Below are 20536 nucleotides of genomic sequence, written 5' to 3'. Positions count from 1 at the left end.
TTCAAAGCGCCGATGCCGCACCTGAACTTGATGCCGACAGGCGGCGTCAGCCTTGCGAACATGCAGGAATGGTTCGATGCCGGCGTCATCGCGGTCGGTGTCGGCGGCAACTTGTTGGCACCAGCCTCAACCGGTGACTTCGATAAAGTGACCGAAGTGGCAAGGCAATACGCGGATAAGTTTGCCGAGATTAAAGGGAAGTAAAAAAGGTTCAGAGTGAAGCGCAAGCTTCTATCAAACAAACAACACGAAATACAAAACAAAGGGGATCATCACATGCAAAACATGGAAACACGTTATACACATAGTCCGGAGGATATCCGTCATTACTCGACAGAACAGCTGCGCAAGGAATTTCTGGTCGAGAAAGTTTTTGTACCGGGCGCAATCAGCCTGACGTACACACACAATGACCGCATGATCTTCGGCGGCGTCACTCCAACAGATAAAGCATTGGAGATCGTCCTGGACAAAGAATTGGGCGTCGATTACTTCCTGGAGCGCCGTGAGATGGGCGTCATCAACATCGGCGGACCGGGCCATATCGAGATCGATGGTATAAAAGAAGAGATGAAAAAACAAGACGGTTACTACATCGGCAAAGAGACGCGCCAAGTCGTCTTCACATCCGAAGATGCAGCCAATCCGGCCAAATTCTACATCAGCTCCGTGCCGGCGCACCACAAACATCCGAACGTGAAAATCAGCATCGACAACATCAAACCGATGGAAACCGGCGAACCGCTGACGCTGAATAAGCGCAAAATTTACCAGTACATCCATCCGAATATTTGCGAAAGCTGCCAATTGCAGATGGGCTACACGATTTTGGAGCCAGGCAGCGCTTGGAACACGATGCCGACACATACGCACGAGCGCAGAATGGAAGCCTACGTCTATTTCGATATGGAAAAAGACACGCGCATTTTCCACATGATGGGCAAACCGGATGAAACAAAACACTTGGTCATGGGCAATGAACAGGCTGCGATCTCTCCAAGCTGGTCCATCCACTCCGGCGTAGGAACCAGCAACTACTCGTTCATCTGGTCGATGTGCGGCGAAAACATCACTTACACTGACATGGATATGGTTCCGATGGACCAATTAAAATAAACGAAACAAGAAAGAGGGATACGCATGGACGTTAATATGGATATGTTCCGTTTGGACGGAAAAGTGGCACTCATCACGGGTGCGGTATATGGAATCGGCTTCGAGATCGCGAAATCATTGGCTGCGGCCGGTGCAACGATCGTTTTCAATAATTTGGACCAAAAATCGGTGGATGATGGGATCGCCAATTATAAAGCTATCGGCATCGAAGCGCGCGGCTATGTCTGCGACGTGACCGACGAACCGGGCGTACAAGCAATGATCAAACAGATTAAAGAGGACGTCGGCTCCGTGGATATCCTGGTAAACAATGCCGGCATCATCAAGCGTACACCGATGATCGAAATGGCCGTGGCGGACTTCCGCCAAGTGATCGACATCGACCTGACTGCACCCTTCATCATGGCCAAAGCTGTGCTTCCGGACATGATCGCAAGACGCAGCGGTAAAATCATCAACATCTGTTCGATGATGAGTGAACTCGGGCGCGAAACCGTCAGCGCCTACGCTGCTGCTAAAGGTGGATTGAAGATGCTGACAAGAAACATCGCATCCGAATACGGCCAATACAACATCCAGTGCAATGGCATCGGACCTGGCTACATCGCGACGCCGCAAACAGCGCCACTACGCGAACTGCAGGAAAACGGCGAACGCCACCCCTTCGACCAATTCATCGTCGGCCGCACACCAGCCGAACGCTGGGGCGAACCGATCGACTTGGCTGGCCCATCGATCTTCCTGGCGTCCAACGCTTCGGACTTTGTCAACGGCCACGTACTGTACGTCGACGGCGGCATCTTGGCTTACATCGGAAAACAACCTTAAGAGCATATATGTGGGCATCCCTACCGGACGGCAGGGGTGCTTTTTTGGGTTGGTGTTGAATGAAGAGGCTGATGATCTGCTGATGCCGATGCTGCAGTTTCGACCGGATCTCCGGGGAAAGACCTTCTGGCAGGAGGAGATGATGGAATGCACACCTCACCTCCGACGAAGACTGCCTTGACGGAGAAGGACGGGGAAATGCTGACGCATCTCCGACTAGGTGCGCCTAGCCGGAGAACAGCAATCCCTTCTTGGCTTAGACGACATTCAGACGATAGACTAGAACAGTGATAACAGAGAAATAAGCGGATGAAAGGAGTCTAAGCATGTTAGATAACAAATTGGGAATCACAAACCAAGTTGAGTTTGTGAAAATGGAAGAACGGATCAGTAAAACTTACGCTAAACGTTTATATGATTCAGGCGGTATCAAAAATTTAGAATTCGGAACATATAAAGGGTTAGCAGCGGTTCATAAATATGTGTTTTATGATATTTATGATTTTGCGGGAAAGACCCGTATCTTGAATATTTCCAAGGAAAACTTCAGATTTGCACCCAGTATGCACTTGGAAGTTTCTTTGGATCACATTGGCAGTATGCCGCAATCCACTATCGAGGAAATTGTAGCGAAATATGTTGAGATGAATATCGCTCATCCTTTTCGAGATGGAAATGGCCGGAGTGCACGCATCTGGTTGGATCTGATTTTAAAGAAAGAACTGAGGAAAGTTGTAGATTGGAACCAGATCAATAAGGACGATTATCTTTCTGCCATGGAACGCAGTCCTGTAAATGACTTGGAAATTAGATTCTTGATCAGCAATGCTTTGAATTCATCCATCGATGATTTGTAAAGGTGAAATATCATTTACTCTTGACTTGTAGTCAACTCCAAGTTCTATACTTGCACTAATCATAAAGATTCGACGACTATAGAAACAAGAGAAGAGGAAATGAACATGGATTAACAACAAATTATTGAATTGTACCGCGCGGTGAGTCAAGCGATGGTTACCAAAGACATAGACAAGCTGGATCATATTCTTGCGGACGACATGCACTTGATCCATATGACCGGGTATGATCAAACTAAAAATGAATGGTTTGCTCAAATTAAAAGCGAACAGATGCGCTATTATTCAATCACTGAAGAGAATATCAAGAACATCAAGATTGAGGGCAATAAAGCCAGTTTTATTGGTCAAAGCAAAGTGGATGCGCGCATCTACGGATCAAGACACACGTGGAGACTTCAAATTAAAAATTATTTTGAAAAGCGAAATGGGGAATGGCTGATTGTTCGACAAGAGGCCAGTACCTATTAAAGCTTTCTGCACTTCATCAAATTTCATCCAGCAAAAACAAAGGGGAAATTTATATGAATAAGGATAGGTTGATCGCTTTTACGGATGCTATTCTGGCTATCATCATGACTATTTTGGTTTTGGAGTTACAGGAGCCGGAGACCCTCAGTTTGCAGGGGTTATGGGCGCTTAAGGGCAGCTATTCGGCTTACACGCTTTCCTTTTTCTGGTTGGGAACCATGTGGATCGGCTTGCACAATGAATGGCAAAATGTTGAAAAAATATCCATACCGGTCATTTGGTACAACCTTTCCATCCTCTTTTTCTAGTCGCTCTTTCCCTATGTCACGAAAATCGTCAGCAATCATTTCGACAATGCCTTTGCCCAGGGGTTTTACGGCGTCATCGTTGTGCTGACCACTTTCAGCAATATCTTGTTGAGCGATTCGCTGGTGAAGGCGAATGCTGAAAATGAGGTGCTCAGGAGCAAAATTTCCTTCAGGAAAAGATGGCTGACCATCGATTTGATCATAAAAGGCATCGGCTTCATCATCGCCATTACCGTTTACCCGCCTGCAATGATGATCAGTGTTTTGCTGGTTGCAGTGTTCCTTGCTCTGCCCGCACATATGAAAGAAGTGGAACATTTATAAGAAAGGCACTTCCTGATTATCAGGAAGTGTTTTTTTCGTACTACAATCCGAATTCAGTGGCACCTCTTTGAAATGAACAGCTCTACTGAAAAGTTTATGATTGACTTGGAGTGAACTTCAGGGTCTACACTGAGGATATCGAATATATGAAAAGGGGATTTTGACATGAAAATATTGATTTTAGGTGCAGCAGGACAAATTTCGAAAATGGTGACGGGAAAGTTGTTGCAGGAAACTGAGGCAGAATTAGTACTGTATGCCCGTAATGCCAACAGACGAATCGCCAACAGTGACCCAAGCCGAATCACGATCCTAGACGGGGATTTCAATGATTCCGTAAAGTTGCTGGAAGCTATGAAAGACGTCTCGATTGTTTATCTGAATGACATGAATTCGCTGGATGCCACTCAAACGATTGTGGATACCGCTGAAAAATCCGGCGTTACGAAAATAATAGGTGCAACAATTCTTGGGATCTATGATGAAGTGATCGGCGAGTTTGGGAAATGGAATGCCCGTATGGTCGGCCGCACGGGCACGAACCGTCATAAAGAATCAGCGAAGATCATTGAAGATTCCGGGATAGATTATACTTTGCTGCGCTTGACTTGGCTTTACAATCAGGATGGCAACGAAAAGTATAGGGTCAGCCAAAAAGGTGAACCTTTCATCGGTGCGCAAGTGGCTCGCCAAGCAGTTGCTCGTCTAATCATAGACATCATCGAAAATCCCGCTGTCTATTCAAACAAAAGCTTGGGCGTCAGCGAACCCAACACTGATTTCCCGAAACCATCGTTTTATTAAAAATATTTTTGATTTTTCAGTTGCTCAAATTCTCTAAGAGTGAAGGAACTTTCCGCTAATCATGGTATTATGGAAATATTAAGTAATGTAGGAGGCGATAAGGTGGTAAAAACAAATCCAGTATTGATTGTATTATTCGGCGCGACAGGTGATTTAGCCCAAAGAAAGTTATATCCTTCATTTTTCCGATTATTTCGAAGCGGTGCATTGGCAGAACGTTTCGCGGTGATCGGGACGGCAAGAAGAGAGTGGAGCGACGAGCATTTTCGGGATGTGGTTTCGGAATCGATTCAATCATTCCAGCCAACAGAAGCGGAAAAAGCTGCTTTTTTAAGCCACTTTTATTATCGTGCGCATGATGTTTCCGATGTAGAGCATTACGTTCATCTCAAAGAGTTGGCTGACAGATTAGATGCGAAATATGATTTGGATCAGAACCGTATGTATTATCTGGCGATGGCGCCGCAATTTTTTGGGCCAATCGTGACGCATCTGAAAGGTCAGCAGATTGTGACGGAAAACGGCTTCAACCGCGTCGTAATCGAAAAGCCATTTGGGATGGATTATGATTCAGCTGAGAAATTGAATGACCAGATCACGCAAGTGTTCCCGGAAGAGGATATTTTCAGGATCGATCACTATTTGGGCAAAGAGATGATCCAAAATATTTTGGCCGTCCGTTTGACGAATCCGTTCCTGGAATCCTCGTGGAATCGTGATTATATCGAAAATATTCAGATCACTTTTGCCGAGGAATTGGGCGTGGAAGAGCGCGGCGGCTACTATGACCACAGTGGGGCTTTGAAGGATATGGTCCAAAACCATATTCTGCAAGTATTGTCTCTGTTGGCGATGGAACCGTTAGCCTCCGTATCCGAAGCGAATATCCAAACAGCCAAAATCAAAGCACTGAATGATGTGCGTATCTATTCGCCGGAAGAAGTCCGCGAAAATTTCGTCAGAGCGCAGTATGCGGCAGGTCGTTTGGGTGATCAGGGATTTGTTGCATATAAAGAAGAGCCGAATGTCGCAAGCGATTCGAGGACGGAAACGTTTGTAGCCGGCAAATTCATGGTCGACAATCCGCGTTGGAACGGAGTGCCTTTTTATGTGCGCACCGGAAAACGCCTGACGGAAAAAGGAACGCGCGTCAATATCGTTTTCAAAAAAGTTCCCGTCAATCCATTTGATGCTGAGAAAGCTGTCCCGGCAAACGATCTGACCATTTATATCCAGCCAACAGAAGGTTTTGCTTTGACTATGAACCGGAAAGAAATCGGGCAAGGATTCAATACGCAGCCGATCAAATTGGAGTACCGCCATGATAGCGAGATGATGGAGAATACGCCAGAAGCGTATGAGCGTCTGATCTATGATGTGATTTTGGGAGATGCTACCAATTTTGCGCGTTGGGAAGAAGTCGCGCAATCATGGAGAATCATCGATGCGATCCGTGAAACGTGGGACCGCGGCAATGAAGAAATTCCGAAGTATGCCGCAAGAACAATGGGACCAAAAGAAGCATTTGATCTGTTGAAAAAAGAAAACCACCAGTGGGTCTGGAAACCGGACGAGTGGTACCGCGAGCGCGGGTTGCTGAAGGAATAGATCCGTTTGTTTGTCCTTGTGACCGGGCAGACTCTCCTCCGGGGAGGGACTGCTGGCCGGAGGAGAGCGGAGATACCGGTGTTGTGCTCCGGTGTGGATCGGTTAACCGGAGAACAGCTAAACGAGCAAAAACTCATCTCCGATTAAAGTCCCTTCACCGGAGGACAGCGAAGGCAAACGAGCTTCACCAAATAATAACAAAGGAGTGCTCAGCAACCAGCTGAGCACTCCTTTTTGTGGTTTTCGGTATGATGATTTTCTTTACGGATCAAACGAGAAGTGGTATTGTGTATTGAGAACGTTCATTCTAGAATTAGGATCAGATTTTGAAAGGAGGAAATAACTTGGCTAGAAGTAAAGAATTTAATGAAGAACAGGCTTTGGATAGAGCGATGGAAATCTTTTGGAGACAAGGATTTGAAAAAACCTCGATTCAGGATTTGGTGGATCAGATGGGAATCCATCGCAGGAGTTTATACGATACGTTTGGGGATAAGCATTCTCTTTTTGTACAAACTTTGGAACGCTATGAATCGCTTGTCGCTTCCCAGATTAGGAAACAGATAACGGAAGAGATGACCACTGTTGAATCCATCAGAAAAATATTTGAACTGGCAGTCTACTCTGATAATACCTATCCGAAGGGATGTTTGATGGTGAATACGGCAGTAGAGTTGTCCTTGCTTGATAATGATGTTTCTCAAAGAATAAAGTCCGCTTTCAAGCAGACCGAAAATTTGATAGCGGATCTATTGATTAGAGGAAAAGCAAGAGGGGAAGTTGACCGTTCGTTTGATATCAGTGAACTCTCACATTTTATCCATAATGCGCTTATTGGCGTCAGAGTATTAGTGAAAATCACAGCAGATCCAAAAGAGTTCGATTCGACGATTGATCTGACGCTATCTATATTGAAAAATAATCCATCAAAATAATCTGAAAAATTCAAAGGAGAAACCAACTATGAAATACACAGTTATCACCGGTGCCAGTTCAGGGATTGGGTACGAAACAGCATTAGCATTCGCTAGACGTGGTAAGAACCTGATTGTGGTCGCCAGAAGAGGGTTTAAACTGGAAGAACTTAAGGCAACGATCAAGAGCATCAATTCTGACTTGGATGTCATTATACAAATAAGTGACTTGTCTGATACAAAACAAGCCCATGATTTGTATCAAACTTTAAAGGATTATCAAATTGAGACATGGATCAATAATGCCGGATTAGGGGATTCCTCAATGATAATCGATGAAAACTTAGATAAGGTAGAGAAGCTTTTAAGGGTGAATATTGATTCGTTAACAATTTTGTCGACCTTATACGCGAGAGACTATGCTAATGTCGAAGGCTCCCAATTGATCAATGTCTCATCTGCTTTAGGATATGCTATTTCTCTAGGAAGTGTTGTTTATTCCGCTTCAAAATATTATGTCAGTGCTTTTACAGAAGGTCTTGCCGGCGAACTCAGACTGCAAAATGCAAAATTGACAGCAAAAATATTGGCGCCAGCCATGACGGAAACAGAATTTGTGGACAATGCAAAAAATGTTCAAAACTTTGACTACAGATCAACCTTTGATAAATTTCATACAGCAAAAGAAATGGCAGGGTTTATGATGGACGTTTACGACAGCGATAAAGTCATTGGCCTCGTTGATGGTAATTATGAATTTGGATTAAGGGATCAAATTTATCCGATTCTAGAAAATTTTTAACCACTGAGCATCCATTTTTTTTTGGCTCTTTTGAGAATGGTCGTTCTTGAATGGCGTCATCACCAGTACATAAAGCAAAGGAGATGTTGATATGAAAGCAGTCCAAATCAAAAAATACTCGAAAATAATTGAAACGCAAGTTGTAGAAATTCCTGTTCCGGAGATTGGTGATCACGAGGTTTTGGTGAAAGTAAAGGTAGCCGCTGTCAATCATTTGGAAATATTGAACATCACAGGAAGCGTCAAACTCATTCAAGATTACGATATGCCTTTGACGATCGGCAATGAGCTGACTGGAGTCATTGCTGAGGTCGGAAAACTTGTTTCAGGATTCAAGAAAGATGATGCGATTTATACAAGACTTCCGTTGGACAAAATAGGTGCTTTTGCTGAATATGTCGCGGTGGATGCTAAAGCAATTTGGCATTTGCCCAAGAATCTCGACTTAGTTACAGGGGCAGCTGCTCCTTTAACTGGCCTGACAGCGTACCAAGGCTTGCATGAAGAACTAAATGCTAAAGCTGGACAAACAGTCTTTATCCCAGGTGGATCAGGGAGTTTCGGGCAAATGGCTGTTCCGATAGCCAAAGCCATGGGACTGAATGTCATCGTATCAGGGAATCCCGCTGCTCGTGAACAGATTCTCGCTGCCGGTGCGACCCAATACATTGATTACACGAAAGAAAACTATTGGGAAATATTAAAGGGAGTGGATTTTGTCATTGATACACTCGGTGCTGCTGAATTTGATTTGGAATTGTCGGTAATCAAACCCGGAGGAAGATTGCTGAGCCTACGAACTGGGCCAAATAAACAGTTTGCAAAAGATCATGGATTTCCAAAGTGGAAACAACTGCTATTCGCTCTAGCAGGGGCGAAATTTGATAAAAAAGCTAAAAAACATGGCGTCGAGTATCGTTTTATATTTGTTCGTTCTGATGGTTCACAATTGGAAGAAATCTCAAAAATTATAGAAGAAAATAATATTATCCCGGCTGTCGATCCGACTGAATTTACATTAAATCAAGTGAATGAAGCCTTGCATCTGGTAGCGAGTGGACATCCAAAAGGGAAAGTTGTCATCAAGATTTCCGATTGATAAAAACAGAAATGAGGACGTACAAGTATGGAAGAAAGTGGGACATATATTCACGCGCCGAATAAAAGCATCCGAGCGGCTGATGGAATAACGTATGCGTATCGGGAACTAGGAAGAAAAACAGGGATTCCCATTGTTTTCTTCACACATTTATCTGCGAATCTCGATAGCTGGGATCCAAGAATTATCGACGGCATCGCAAAACATCATTGGGTGATTACGTTCGATAACAAAGGTGTAGGCCTATCCAGTGGACAGGTGCCGGGTACGATAAAAGAAATGGCCGAAGATGCGATAGCTTTTATCAAAGCACTTGGGTTTAAGCAGATTGATATTCTGTCCCTTTCTATGGGGGGAATGATCGCTCAAGAACTCTTGAAACTTGAACCAACTCTAGTTAGGAAAGTAATTTTAACCGGAACGGGTCCTCGTGGTGGAAAAGGGATTGAAAATGTAACAAAAATTTCTAACCAGGATTTAGTGCGCGCTATTTTCACATTAACAGATGTGAAAACATATTTATTCTTTCCTTATACCTCAAATGGAAAAAGAAAAGCAAAAGAATTCCTTACAAGGATAAAGGAACGGAAGCATGATCGAGACAAAATGATCAGCTTAAAGGGATACCACACACAACTTAGAGCAATCAATCATTGGGGTAAAGCAAATCCAGCGGATCTGTCAAAAATAACGCAACCGACGCTAGTCGTAAATGGTGATGAGGATCGGATGGTACCGACTGAGAATTCTTATGATTTGGTTCAACGAATCCCAAACAGTAAACTTGTGATTTATAAAGACGCTGGTCATGGCTCAATCTTTCAATACCATGAAGAATTCATAAAAGAAGTGATAGGATTTTTAGACAAGTAGTCCATGGTTAAATTTTGGCAATAGAGGATTTGTAGTAGCTCTCTTCCGGTGAGGAGCTGCTGGCCGGAGGAGAGCTGAGATACCGGTGCTGTACTCCGGTGGGGACCGGTTAACCGGAGAACAGTCAGCGAACAAGATCCCAGCTCCGACCAAAGCCCCTTCACCGGAGGACAGCGAAGGCAAACGAGCTTCACTAAGTAATAGAGGAGTGCTCGCCAACCAGCTGAGCACTCCTTTTTGTGGTTTGCGGTAATGATGGTTTCAAATATGAAGCCGAATTCCCGGCGAGAGCCTATTCATCGGAGGACACCGCTCTGAATTTCCAACTGCTATCCCTTGACTTCACCTTGAGGTTAAGGAGTAAGGTTCTAATAAGCCTATAACAAGTACCCGGTGGTATAATAGAAATGAACATACCGCTGGCAAGAGAGTGCGACTGTTCGATTATTATTGGAATACTCCGGGTCAAGACGGAAAGGATGAAGATAATGGCAATCAAAGACAAAGTAGTAATCATCACGGGAGCTTCTTCAGGGATCGGCGAGGCGACAGCGCGACTGTTGGCGAGTAAAGGAGCCAAGTTGGTTTTGGGAGCGCGCAGAGAAGAGCATTTGCGGAAATTGGTTGATGAAATCGTTCAGGCTGGCGGGGAAGCTGTTTACCACGTTACGGACGTCACCAAAATCGAAGACAATAAAAAACTGGTCGATCTGGCAAAAGAAAAATTTGGTAGAGTGGATGTCATTTTCCTGAATGCGGGCGTGATGCCGAATTCGCCTTTATCGAAGCTGAAAACAAAGGACTGGCATCTGATGGTGGACGTCAACATCAAAGGCGTGCTTAACGGGATCGAAGCGGTCCTGCCAGAATTCGTGAAACAGAAATCCGGTCATGTCATCACCACATCATCTGTTGCGGGCCTTAAAGCATATCCAGGCGGAGCAGTTTATGGCGCCACAAAATGGGCAGTTCGCGATCTGATGGAAGTGCTGCGCATGGAATCCGCGATGGAGGGCACCAACATCAGAACGGCCACAATCTATCCGGCCGCAATCAACACGGAATTGCTGGAAACCATCAGCGACGATAAGATCGCCAAAGATATGGGGATCATTTATAAACAGTATGGCATCAGCCCAGATCGGGTAGCCAATGTGGTCGCTTTCGCGATCGATCAGCCCGAGGATACCAACGTAAACGAGTTTACCATCGGACCGACAATTCAGCCTTGGTAATAAAGATGAGTAACAGCAAGCCTGCTGCGCCGTTTCATTTCGGTGCAGCGGGCTTGCTGTTTTATAATACCTGGTTGCTCTCCTCCGGTGAGGGAATGACTGTACGGAGGAGAGCAGTTGATTGCGAACCCGTCCTCCGACGAAGGCCTCCCCCCCGGAGCAGAGCGACGTGATCTGTACCGTAGCTCCGGCCACAACCGCTTGGCCGGATGACAGCGTAAGAACGGACCGCCATCTCCGGCCGCCGCCACACAAAACCATCACAACACCATCCCAAAACAACAAGAATGAAAGTAAGCACAAAATATTTCACAAATTAATTGACAACCGCCGATGATTCTTGTATATTTATTAAAAATATATGAAACTTTGATGAGAAAAGTAGTTAAGAAAGAATCCACAGCGAGTCTGCGAATGGTGAAAGCAGATGTTTCGGAATTAGCGAAAATGGTCTTTGAGTTATCGCATGTGAGGGAAACTTAGCAGGTGACGGTTACGCCCGATAGCGCGTGAAGGGATGACAGTCCCTTGCTGAGATAATCTTTTTGATTATGAACAAAGGTGGTAACGCGAGCATTCGCCCTTTCTATAGGGGGAGTGCTTTTTTTTATATATTTTTAATACATTTTTGGAGGGAAAATTTTATGGAGCAATCATTTGTAAGGGAAATGACATCAAAGCATTTAGTTATGCTTTCATTGGGTGGAGTTATAGGAACCGGAATCTTTTTGAGTTCGGGGTATTTGATTCAAACGACGGGTTCGATCGGAACAATCATTGCATATTTGATCGGGGCATTTTTGGTGACGTTGGTCATGATGTGCTTGGGCGAATTGTCGGTTCACGAGCCTAGTACGAGTTCATTCCACAACTACGCTTCAAAATATATCCATCCCGGAGCAGGTTTCGTGGTGGCTTGGCTTTATTGGTTAACGTGGACAGTGGCATTGGGATCGCAATTCATCACTTTGGCGATTTTATCGCAACGTTGGTTTTCTGGCATTCCTACTTGGGTCTGGTGCATCTTTTTCATAGGCATTATTTTACTCTCAAACATTATTGATGTGCATTGGTTTTCCGTCAGCGAATTTTGGATGTCATTGATCAAAGTGCTGGCACTGGCAATTTTCCTTATCCTGGGTCTGGGTGGTATTTTTGGATTTATACCGATTGAAGGAAATTCGTCAGCACCACTTTTCAGCCATTTGACGGAAAATGGTTGGTTCCCGAAAGGCGCAGGATCCGTATTCTTGGCGATACTGTCGGCTAACTTCGCTTTTTCCGGAGCGGAATTGATCGGCGTAGCCGCTGGCGAAACGACAAACCCCAAGAAAAATATCCCGAAAGCAATCCTGCAGACAATCGTCATTCTGGTGGTTCTTTTCATCGGGACGATTGTTGTGATCGGTGTGCTACTTCCGGATTCTGCGGCTAACTTGGATGAAAGTCCAGTGACCGTCATCCTGAATTTGATGGGTATCCCCTACGCCGCAGACATCATGAACCTCGTCCTGATTACTGTAGTTCTTTCCGGCGCAAACTCAGGTGTTTACGCAGCATCAAGAATGCTTTGGTCGCTGGCCAATGCAGGAACGTTGCCGAAACGCTTCGCCAAATTATCCAAGCGCGGCTTGCCGATCTATGGGTTGCTGCTGACCATTTTGGGCGGACTGCTCTCGCTGTTTTCCAGCATTTATTCCGCAGACACCGTGTATTTGGCTTTGGTTTCCATCTCGGCATTCGCTGTCGTGGCGGTTTGGTTGAGCATCGCTTGGGCACAATTGAATTTCCGAAAGCAGTACCTGAAATCGGGTCATAAGCTTGAGGCATTGGATTACAAAACGCCATTCTATCCGATTGTTCCTTGGCTCGTCATTATCCTTTGTTCCGTATCGATCATCGGCATCGCTTTTGATCCGAACCAGCGGATTGCCTTGATCATCGGCATTCCATTCACAATCTTGTGCTTCTTTTATTACCAATTATTCTTCAGCAAAAAGGCTTCCGTAGTAGTCGGAAATCCAGAGGTAGGTGAGCTTACCGATGAATTTTAAAGAGTGGCAAAAGAATCAAAAAGTAATCCTCATCGATGGCTCCATGTCCCTAGGGCTGGAAGAACAAGGCTTGGACCTGAATGACGCGTTATGGACCGCAAAAGCATTAGTGAATGAACCGGATAAAATCGAAAAAGTGCATCAGAACTATTACGATGTAGGGGCAAACATTGCCATCACAGCGAGCTATCAAGCGACGGTAGCCGGGTTTGAGCGTTTGGGCCACACAACCGAGGAAAGCCGAGCTTTGATCAAAAGAACGGTCGAGCTTGCGAAACAAGCCCAGACAAAAAGCCAAGGCACACAAGAAAAATGGGTGGCGGCTTCGGTCGGGCCATACGGTGCCTATTTGGCGGACGGCTCTGAGTATCGGGGCAATTACGGTCTGGCGCAAACCGAATTGGTTGATTTCCACCGTGAAAGGCTAGAACTGTTGCTGGAAGCAGGGGCTGATCTGCTGGCCATCGAAACCATTCCGGATTTAACGGAAATTCAGGCTCTGATTGAATTGCTGGTCCAACATCCCAAGGCTTCAGCCTGGCTGACGGTAACCTTGAACGACGCGCACCATTTATGTGACGGTACCGATCTGCGTGTATTCCAGCTATTGGCAGAGTCGTCCGAGCAAATCATTGCTTACGGCGTCAATTGCGTGCAGCCTGATTTGGTCTTGCCGGCTTTGGAATATCTGAAGGAAATTGCGACAAAGCCTTTGGTCGCTTATCCAAATTCGGGAGCGACATACGATGCCACGACAAAAGTATGGACACACAGTCATGCGGTGGACGAAGTGTTCTCAAATGAAGCTTTGAAGTGGCACGGATTGGGCTGCAAATGGATCGGCGGCTGTTGCTGCACATCAGCCAAAGAAATCAAGCTGTTGAAGGAAACCTTCGCTGCAGTTCTTTAGTAGGTATCAGTTATTTATCGAAATCAGTAAAAATAAACCTATCATCCCACAAACAAGAGGATGATAGGTTTTTGTGTTTTACCGTTTGCTATCTCCGATCTCCGGCGAGGGGCGTTTCGCCGGAGATTGGGCGATCCAAATGCTGTTCACCTCCGGTTAGAGCTGGCTAATCGGAAGTGGGCAAGGAAAACGAACCCCAACTTCGATGAAAACAGCCTAACCGGAGAAGAGCAGGGCGGAATCATACCCGCAATTTTTCCTTCAAAGCATCCGTTAGAGTCTGTGAAAAATTGATGTTCTCCTCAGATGCCAAATCAGCCAACCATTCGGGGATGGTCACATTTTTTCTGATCGTTTTGGAATGATATTTCAGGCTGTATGCAGCCAGATCAATTCCAATCAGAGCGACAATTTTACTGGGATATTGTTTTTGCAGGATGTCTATGGGTGTAGCAATGAGGAATCTTGTTTATCCTCTAGTTCCAGAAATGACACCAATGACTGCGATGACTACCGACCACGAATGTCTACACGAACAAATCCACGTCATAATCAAAACCATTTTCATCACTTAGTTTTTTATAAAATTCTCCACTTTTCTTGATTGTACGTTTTTGAGTTGCTAAATCTAAAGAAACTAGCCCATAACGATTTTTGTAAGAATTAATCCAAGACCAGCAATCGATGAATGTCCATAAGTGGTATCCCTTAATGTTGCATCCGTCATCAATTGCTTTCCATAAATAAGCCAAGTGGTCTTTGATGAACGCAATACGATATGCGTCAATGACTTGTCCATTCTCATCCATAAAGCGTTCTTCGTCTGCAACACCCATACCATTTTCAGAAATGAACGATTCAATATTACCGTAATTATCTTTAATATCCATACATAAATCGTGGATGCCTTTTTCATAAATCTCCCAGCCTCTGTATTCATTCATCCGGCGTCCGGGCATAATGTGATTTTCAAAGAACCACTCTGGGAAAAAAGGACCTTCTGTGTTAACCGCTGTTAGCCGAGCTTTTACACGACGTGGTTCATAGTAATTCAATCCTAATATTTGTGCAGTGTTTTCAGCGATACATGCCAAATCTGATTCTGTAAAATCGACAGGCATTTGATCATGATCCTTTAATAGATCCACTAGTTTTTCAGGGAACGTTCCTTTAACCATTGGATCAAGAAAACTTCTTGTATAGAACAGGTCAGCGATTTCAGCAGCTTTGACGTCAGCTGGGTTCTGGCTTCTCGGAAATGTTGGGCTCAAATTGAGAATAACACCAATTTTGCTGGTTAGATTATATTTTTTGAAAGCCTCAACCGCTTTAGCGTGAGATAAAATGGTAAAGAAAGCAGCTTGAGCGCCTCTTTTAAAATCAACAATATTGGGATAATGAAAATCTTCCAGATAGGAACCTAATATAGGGCCAAGCGGTTCGTTAAAGGTGAACCAGTGATAAACTAAGTCACCAAACTCTTTGAAACACGTATCAGCATAATTTACGTATGCATCAACAACTTGGCGAGATTCCCAACCGCCTCTATCTTGCAATTTAGCAGGCATATCAAAATGATAAAGATTTGCAAAAACCTTAATATCATTTTGATTCATTTCCTCAAACAGATCTCTATAAAAAGCGATTGCTTTAGGATTCACTTCTCCAGTGCCATCATTCGGGAACATTCTTGCCCAAGAAATGGAAACACGGAACGAATTATGCCCAGTTTGTTTCATTAACTGTACATCTTCCTTGTATTGGTGGATGTGATCAGTCGTTATTTCTGAACCTATCCCTTGATAAAAACGATAAGGTTGTTCTTTATACCATCTTTCCCAAACTGTTTCAGCTTTTCCTGTTTCTCCTCTGCCTTCAGCCTGTTCCGCTGACCATGCAGAGCCCCACCAAAAATCTTGCGGGAAAGATAATTTTTGTGTATTCATTTCTATTCCTCCTTGTATGACAACATCATAATAACACTCCCTCCAATAAAAATAAATACTTATTTTAAAAAGTGTATATCTTTTGGAGATAGCTATATTTTTATGTAGGAATTTATACCGGTTTTGTGTTAAAGTATACTGTGAACTATACTTATTAAAAGGTCAGGTGATAGGTAATGAAAAAGATTCCAAAATATATGGAAATCTATTTAGACATCAAAGAAAAAATTATGAATGGTTATTATTCTATCGGAGAAAAGCTGCCAGCAGGGGGAGAACTTGCAGAAGAGTACAAAACAAGCAAACTCACGGTCAAAAAAGGTCTTGATTTGCTCGTTTCTGAAGGAGTATTAAGAAGCAGAAGTGGGTTTGGAACTGAAGTTATAAGGGCGCCCATTGATAATTCCAAAGTTTTTGGACCAAACGAAGGACTATTTAGTGTAGTGGGAGAAGAGCATGTTAAGTCTGAAATTCATAATTTTTCAATCGAACTTCCGTCTGAAAAGGTAGCAGATCTGCTTAAAATCAGCTCAAAAGATTATGTTTACAATATTATCAGAAGTCGCTTTATTGATAATCAACCGTATTCAATCGAGCAGACATTTATGCCGTTGTCCATCATCCCAGGACTTGAACCCAAACATTTGAAAAAATCTATCTACTCGTACATCACTGAGGAACTTCATTTGAAAATTAAAGACTCACATATATGGATAAAAGGGGATGTAGCGACAGAATTTGACGCCCGAATCTTACATATTGAAAAAGGGGATTTTATGATTGAAGTAGATAAAGTCGTTTCGCTGTCAACTGGTGTCCCTTTTGAGTATTCCTTGTCCAGGCACCTATATAAGGATTTCATCTTTGAAGCTGTATTCGTTGAAAATTAATGATCTGAAAACGACCTACTGGGTTGTTTTTTTATACAAAAATATATAACTTTGAAAAAAGAAGTTTACTTTTATAATAAAGAGTTGTATTATTGGTTTGTAGCAAAAGGATATCGCTTACAAAGGACAAAAAGGAGTGTTTATATGGATGAGAAAAAAAAGAATATCATATTTGAAAAGTTTGGAATGATTGCGACAAAGCTGGGTAATCAAATTCATTTGCGGACTTTGCGCGACGCATTTGCGACTTTTATGCCATTCATGATGTTGGCCGGGTTTGTGACGCTAATCAATTACGTCATTTTAGAACCCACAGGCTTCATGGGTAAGATAGTCAGTGCAGAGACCTTGACTACTATTCAGCAAATCGGTGTATCCATTGCGAATGGAACATTAAGTATTACTACGCTATTGATTGTCGCAGCAGTTTCTTATCATATGTGCATCAGCAGAAATTATACAAATCACATTGCTGCGGTTCTTGTATCTGTTTCAACTTTCGTTGTATTAACACCTATGAGAACAATGTTTACACCAGAAAATGCGAGTAAAGCTGTCGAAGTCACAGGTGTCATTCCCGTTTCTTATACAGGCGCATCCGGTATGTTTGTCGGTATTTTTGTAGGATTGTTAGCAACTGAATTGTTTATTAAACTGTCAAGTAACGAGAAACTAAAAATCAAATTATCTGGAAATATTCCACCAGCAGTTTTAAAATCATTCGATGCCTTAATTCCAATCATGATAACTGTTACTTCCTTTGCCATTGTTTCTTTTGCCATCAATCTCATGTTTAATATGGACGTAAATGAATTAATCACAACGATTATTATTGGTCCTTTAAGTAAAGTTACGACAGGCTTACCAGGTTTCTTATTGATTACCTCTGTAGCAAACTTATTCTTTGGATTTGGTATTCACCAAGCTGTTATCTCTGGTTCTCTCCTTGATCCATTCTTGCTTCAAAATATGCAAGAGAATATGGCGGCATATGCAAACAAAGAAGAAATCCCGCATATCATCAATATGGCGTTCAAAGATACGTTTGCTGTCATGGGAGGATCAGGGAATACCATTGCGCTATTGATTGCAATATTTATTTTTAGTCGTCGGAAAGATTATAAAGATTTTGCTAAATTATCCGTTGCGCCGGCAATTTTTAATATTAGTGAACCCATAATTTTTGGGCTTCCTATTGTTTTTAATATCAGTTTGATTATTCCCTTTGTATTAGCACCGATTTTCTCGTTAACGGTTGCCTATTTTGCTACGGCAGCTGGATTCATTAATCGTGTTGTTGTTCTGATTCCATGGACGACGCCCCCCGTTATTTCAGGTTTCTTAGCGACTGGTGGGGATTGGCGCGCATCGATATTGCAAATTTTGATCATTGTGGTAAGTGTATTTATCTATTTACCATTCCTGCGTATTGATGAAAAAGTTACAGCAAATATGTCGAAGAAATAGATTGTAAATTTTATTCCCGGGAAACATTTTAATTCAGTCTAGTGCGGACAAATCTTTTAAGAGTAACAAATATGATAAGTTTTGTATTTGCTGAGAATTTCATCAAGGTATAAAAACGAAAACCCTCTCATGCTGACAACAGCATAGAGAGGGTTTTCGTTTTACTTTTATCAAAATCATTGTTCCATTAATCAGCTGGTACAAATTGGCTCAGCACTTCTTCCTGTTCCGCGTGCCTTAGCCGTACTCGCTTGGTCACGATTTCGTGTTAATCCAGATTTCTTCTCTGGGAATGCCGCTTTCTTTCACGGCCTGCCCAATACCGGATCATTAGCTCCGCCATGTTGCTAGTCATATAACAAAAATATTCAGGTTCAGATTATCGAATAATGTAGACTTCTCCCAGGATTTCCTTCAGGCGGTAACTTTCCTGGGAAAGCTCTTTTTCAATAAAAGCCCGAACAGTCGAAGGTTCAACATCGTACAGCACTTCGATTTCTTTTGAAAACAGCAGTTTCTCTTTGTCGAGTATGTCGGAAAGAGGAAGTACTTGTTTTGGTTGCAGTTCGTTCGCATTCAGGACTTGTTGCAAGCCTTCGACATAAGATTCCAATGGTCGGCCTCCAACGATTTTTATGCCTCGGTTTTCTTCGTTAATCATGACAATAGTAGGGAACGCGCGAGCACCTAAATTTCTGGTCAGTTCGAAATCCTCATTCAATAACTGCATGCCGGCTTGTTGTTCAGATGCATTTACGATGCTCTCCCCATCCAAGCCAAACTCATTTACGATTTTGATCAATTCAGATTTATCAGAAATGTTTCGATTGAATACGAACAATGCTTCCCTTGCACGACGCAAAAACTCAAAGGCCTTTGCTTCATTATAATTTTGCTGAATGATTTTGAATACGCGCGAAGGCGGAAAGGAGGATTGTACGGGATTATCAATCATCAAAGAACCGTCGATAGGCATTCTTGAATGTACGCCGACTTCCCGCCAATGGCCTGCGACATCGGCTGGTTTGTATATGCCGTTTGCTGGGTCGATGGGTCCATCATGCCATTTTTCCAGTAAACCACCCATCACAGTCTGGAAATTGAAGTATTCTCCATACTGTTCAATAAAACGGCGCAGGACAGGCTCGAGCGCCCAGCAATGGGAGCAGATAGGGTCCGTCACGTAGTAAAGAGTGATTGTTTTTTTTTGGCTGCGTAAAAGTAATCAGCTCCAGTTCATCATTATCAGTAGTCCCGCAGACGCCTGTTGCTAAGTCGCATGCCATATTATTGTTGTTTTCCAATTTAATTTCCCCTCATTCATGGTTCAAAAGATTTGCTTTACAAGGGAATTATAAGCCATAATGAAAAACACAAACACCGATAGTTCTTTGGTTTTGTCGGTTATACGACATATTGATGAATCTGTCTAAAAAGTAGGAGGGGTAAGAAGTGGATCAGCCAAAGATAGATCCCCGTGTACTGCGCACGCGCAAATTGATCATGGATGCTTTTATTAAACTTTCAGAAACAAAAGAATTCAGTGATATCACTGTGAAAAACATTACCGAAGAAGCGATGATCAATCGCGCTACTTTCTATTATCATTTCCAGGATATATACGACTTGCTCGAGAAGGTCTTATCGGAAGTATTACTGGTCAATCTGAATTACGAGGTTTACAAAGACAGGGAGTTGGATGAAGAGACTCTGATTCAGATCTTTTCGACGATTACCAAATTCCAAAAATCATTGTCCACGCGCTGTTACAGAGGGTACGAAGACACCATAGCGCGCATAATAAGGGACCAATTAGAAGTGATCTTATATAAGATGTTGTTGAGAAAAGCAGACAGAAAAGAAACGGAAACACTTAAAATCACGGCTGCCATCCTAAGCTGGGGAATCTATGGGGCTTCGGTAGAATGGCGAAAAAGTGGGATGAATGCATCACCGGAAGAATTCTTCAGGCCATCCATTCCGTACATCCTTTCCGGGATCACTTTCCGTCCCGAAATCTAAAAATCGCG

Annotated in this window: 19 protein-coding genes, 3 pseudogenes and 1 other annotated feature; of the genes and pseudogenes, 18 read left to right on the top strand and 4 right to left on the bottom strand. The window is 43.3% G+C overall.

The window, feature by feature from the left end; all coding sequences use genetic code 11:
• The 6 genes and pseudogenes from BLV66_RS12750 to BLV66_RS15975 all read left to right on the top strand — a co-directional run.
• Positions 1-204: pseudogene (locus BLV66_RS12750) on the top strand (bifunctional 2-keto-4-hydroxyglutarate aldolase/2-keto-3-deoxy-6-phosphogluconate aldolase); the annotation flags it as partial.
• Positions 205-276: 72 nt separating this feature from the next.
• Positions 277-1116: a 5-dehydro-4-deoxy-D-glucuronate isomerase gene (kduI, locus tag BLV66_RS12745; protein WP_176974267.1), complete on the top strand. Its 840-nt coding sequence runs from the start codon at positions 277-279 to the stop codon at positions 1114-1116.
• Between the two features lie 24 nt (positions 1117-1140).
• Positions 1141-1944, top strand: a complete 804-nt coding sequence (locus BLV66_RS12740; RefSeq protein ID WP_086986390.1) for a gluconate 5-dehydrogenase — start codon at positions 1141-1143, stop codon at positions 1942-1944.
• Positions 1945-2270: 326 nt separating this feature from the next.
• Positions 2271-2795, top strand: a pseudogene (gene fic / locus BLV66_RS12735) (protein adenylyltransferase Fic); the annotation flags it as partial.
• A 135-nt stretch (positions 2796-2930) separates the two neighbouring features.
• Positions 2931-3272, top strand: coding sequence for a nuclear transport factor 2 family protein (locus BLV66_RS12730; protein WP_342746290.1), 342 nt, complete (start codon positions 2931-2933; stop codon positions 3270-3272).
• A 53-nt stretch (positions 3273-3325) separates the two neighbouring features.
• Positions 3326-3580, top strand: coding sequence for a TMEM175 family protein (locus tag BLV66_RS15975; protein ID WP_425445309.1), 255 nt, complete (start codon positions 3326-3328; stop codon positions 3578-3580).
• Positions 3581-3645: 65 nt separating this feature from the next.
• Here the strand turns inward: BLV66_RS15975 and BLV66_RS15970 are convergent, their stop codons facing one another.
• Positions 3646-3810, bottom strand: coding sequence for a hypothetical protein (locus tag BLV66_RS15970; RefSeq protein WP_425445310.1), 165 nt, complete (start codon positions 3808-3810; stop codon positions 3646-3648).
• A gap of 259 nt (positions 3811-4069) precedes the next feature.
• Between BLV66_RS15970 and BLV66_RS12720 the strand changes: the two genes are divergently transcribed.
• The 9 genes from BLV66_RS12720 to mmuM all read left to right on the top strand — a co-directional run bounded on the left by BLV66_RS12720 (position 4070) and on the right by mmuM (position 14203).
• Complete coding sequence (locus BLV66_RS12720; RefSeq protein ID WP_086986392.1) at positions 4070-4708, top strand: NAD(P)H-binding protein; 639 nt, start codon at positions 4070-4072, stop codon at positions 4706-4708.
• A 102-nt stretch (positions 4709-4810) separates the two neighbouring features.
• Entirely contained in the window at positions 4811-6316 is a 1506-nt protein-coding gene (gene zwf, locus BLV66_RS12715) for a glucose-6-phosphate dehydrogenase (protein WP_256327911.1), read from the top strand.
• A 344-nt stretch (positions 6317-6660) separates the two neighbouring features.
• Positions 6661-7251: a TetR/AcrR family transcriptional regulator gene (locus BLV66_RS12710; protein WP_086986394.1), complete on the top strand. Its 591-nt coding sequence runs from the start codon at positions 6661-6663 to the stop codon at positions 7249-7251.
• 28 nt (positions 7252-7279) lie between these two features.
• Complete coding sequence (locus BLV66_RS12705) at positions 7280-8032, top strand: SDR family NAD(P)-dependent oxidoreductase (protein WP_086986395.1); 753 nt, start codon at positions 7280-7282, stop codon at positions 8030-8032.
• Positions 8033-8123: 91 nt separating this feature from the next.
• Entirely contained in the window at positions 8124-9131 is a 1008-nt protein-coding gene (locus BLV66_RS12700; protein ID WP_086986396.1) for an NADP-dependent oxidoreductase, read from the top strand.
• A gap of 27 nt (positions 9132-9158) precedes the next feature.
• Positions 9159-10004, top strand: a complete 846-nt coding sequence (locus tag BLV66_RS12695) for an alpha/beta fold hydrolase (RefSeq protein ID WP_086986397.1) — start codon at positions 9159-9161, stop codon at positions 10002-10004.
• Between the two features lie 488 nt (positions 10005-10492).
• Complete coding sequence (locus BLV66_RS12690; protein ID WP_086986398.1) at positions 10493-11239, top strand: SDR family oxidoreductase; 747 nt, start codon at positions 10493-10495, stop codon at positions 11237-11239.
• A gap of 360 nt (positions 11240-11599) precedes the next feature.
• Positions 11600-11827, top strand: a binding site (T-box leader).
• Positions 11828-11883: 56 nt separating this feature from the next.
• The gene (locus BLV66_RS12685; RefSeq protein WP_086986399.1) at positions 11884-13293 is read left to right on the top strand and encodes an amino acid permease; all 1410 of its coding nucleotides are present in this window, start codon (positions 11884-11886) and stop codon (positions 13291-13293) included.
• A complete protein-coding gene (gene mmuM, locus BLV66_RS12680) occupies positions 13283-14203 on the top strand; it encodes a homocysteine S-methyltransferase (protein ID WP_086986400.1) in 921 nt (306 codons plus the stop codon). The genes BLV66_RS12685 and mmuM overlap by 11 nt, the downstream gene beginning before the upstream one ends.
• A gap of 241 nt (positions 14204-14444) precedes the next feature.
• Here the strand turns inward: mmuM and BLV66_RS15925 are convergent.
• Positions 14445-14639, bottom strand: a pseudogene (locus tag BLV66_RS15925) (type II toxin-antitoxin system CcdA family antitoxin); the annotation flags it as partial.
• Between the two features lie 91 nt (positions 14640-14730).
• On the bottom strand, positions 14731-16149 hold the full coding sequence (locus BLV66_RS12670; RefSeq protein WP_086986402.1) for a glycoside hydrolase family 1 protein: 1419 nt from the start codon (positions 16147-16149) through the stop codon (positions 14731-14733).
• Between the two features lie 176 nt (positions 16150-16325).
• Here BLV66_RS12670 and BLV66_RS12665 point away from each other — a divergent pair, with 176 nt between their 5' ends.
• Both BLV66_RS12665 and BLV66_RS12660 read left to right on the top strand, forming a co-directional pair.
• The gene (locus BLV66_RS12665) at positions 16326-17039 is read left to right on the top strand and encodes a GntR family transcriptional regulator (RefSeq protein WP_086986403.1); all 714 of its coding nucleotides are present in this window, start codon (positions 16326-16328) and stop codon (positions 17037-17039) included.
• A 144-nt stretch (positions 17040-17183) separates the two neighbouring features.
• Positions 17184-18506: a PTS sugar transporter subunit IIC gene (locus BLV66_RS12660; protein WP_086986404.1), complete on the top strand. Its 1323-nt coding sequence runs from the start codon at positions 17184-17186 to the stop codon at positions 18504-18506.
• 379 nt (positions 18507-18885) lie between these two features.
• Here BLV66_RS12660 and BLV66_RS12655 read toward each other — a convergent pair whose 3' ends face one another.
• Positions 18886-19689 (bottom strand): DsbA family oxidoreductase, encoded by an 804-nt coding sequence (locus tag BLV66_RS12655; RefSeq protein ID WP_218131853.1) that lies wholly within the window; start codon positions 19687-19689, stop codon positions 18886-18888.
• 269 nt (positions 19690-19958) lie between these two features.
• Here BLV66_RS12655 and BLV66_RS12650 point away from each other — a divergent pair, with 269 nt between their 5' ends.
• Entirely contained in the window at positions 19959-20528 is a 570-nt protein-coding gene (locus tag BLV66_RS12650; protein ID WP_176974266.1) for a TetR family transcriptional regulator, read from the top strand.
• Positions 20529-20536: the final 8 nt, after the last annotated feature.

This window comes from Trichococcus collinsii (genome assembly GCF_900107505.1).
In the GTDB taxonomy this organism is placed as follows: domain Bacteria; phylum Bacillota; class Bacilli; order Lactobacillales; family Aerococcaceae; genus Trichococcus; species Trichococcus collinsii.
Note: the sequence above shows the minus strand (reverse complement) of the source record. Positions and strands in the feature narration are given on the sequence as shown.

Bases quoted from the DNA above. Each gene is read 5' to 3' on its own strand.
- BLV66_RS12740 (WP_086986390.1), top strand. From the start codon at position 1,141: ATGGACGTTAATATGGATATGTTCCGTTTGGACGGAAAAGTGGCACTC.
- BLV66_RS12720 (WP_086986392.1), top strand. From the start codon at position 4,070: ATGAAAATATTGATTTTAGGTGCAGCAGGACAAATTTCGAAAATGGTG.
- BLV66_RS12660 (WP_086986404.1), top strand. From the start codon at position 17,184: ATGGATGAGAAAAAAAAGAATATCATATTTGAAAAGTTTGGAATGATT.
- BLV66_RS12685 (WP_086986399.1), top strand. From the start codon at position 11,884: ATGGAGCAATCATTTGTAAGGGAAATGACATCAAAGCATTTAGTTATG.
- BLV66_RS12700 (WP_086986396.1), top strand. From the start codon at position 8,124: ATGAAAGCAGTCCAAATCAAAAAATACTCGAAAATAATTGAAACGCAA.
- kduI (WP_176974267.1), top strand. From the start codon at position 277: ATGCAAAACATGGAAACACGTTATACACATAGTCCGGAGGATATCCGT.
- BLV66_RS12665 (WP_086986403.1), top strand. From the start codon at position 16,326: ATGAAAAAGATTCCAAAATATATGGAAATCTATTTAGACATCAAAGAA.
- BLV66_RS12705 (WP_086986395.1), top strand. From the start codon at position 7,280: ATGAAATACACAGTTATCACCGGTGCCAGTTCAGGGATTGGGTACGAA.
- BLV66_RS12690 (WP_086986398.1), top strand. From the start codon at position 10,493: ATGGCAATCAAAGACAAAGTAGTAATCATCACGGGAGCTTCTTCAGGG.
- BLV66_RS15975 (WP_425445309.1), top strand. From the start codon at position 3,326: ATGAATAAGGATAGGTTGATCGCTTTTACGGATGCTATTCTGGCTATC.
- BLV66_RS15970 (WP_425445310.1), bottom strand. From the start codon at position 3,810: ATGGCGATGATGAAGCCGATGCCTTTTATGATCAAATCGATGGTCAGC.
- mmuM (WP_086986400.1), top strand. From the start codon at position 13,283: ATGAATTTTAAAGAGTGGCAAAAGAATCAAAAAGTAATCCTCATCGAT.
- BLV66_RS12695 (WP_086986397.1), top strand. From the start codon at position 9,159: ATGGAAGAAAGTGGGACATATATTCACGCGCCGAATAAAAGCATCCGA.
- BLV66_RS12670 (WP_086986402.1), bottom strand. From the start codon at position 16,149: ATGAATACACAAAAATTATCTTTCCCGCAAGATTTTTGGTGGGGCTCT.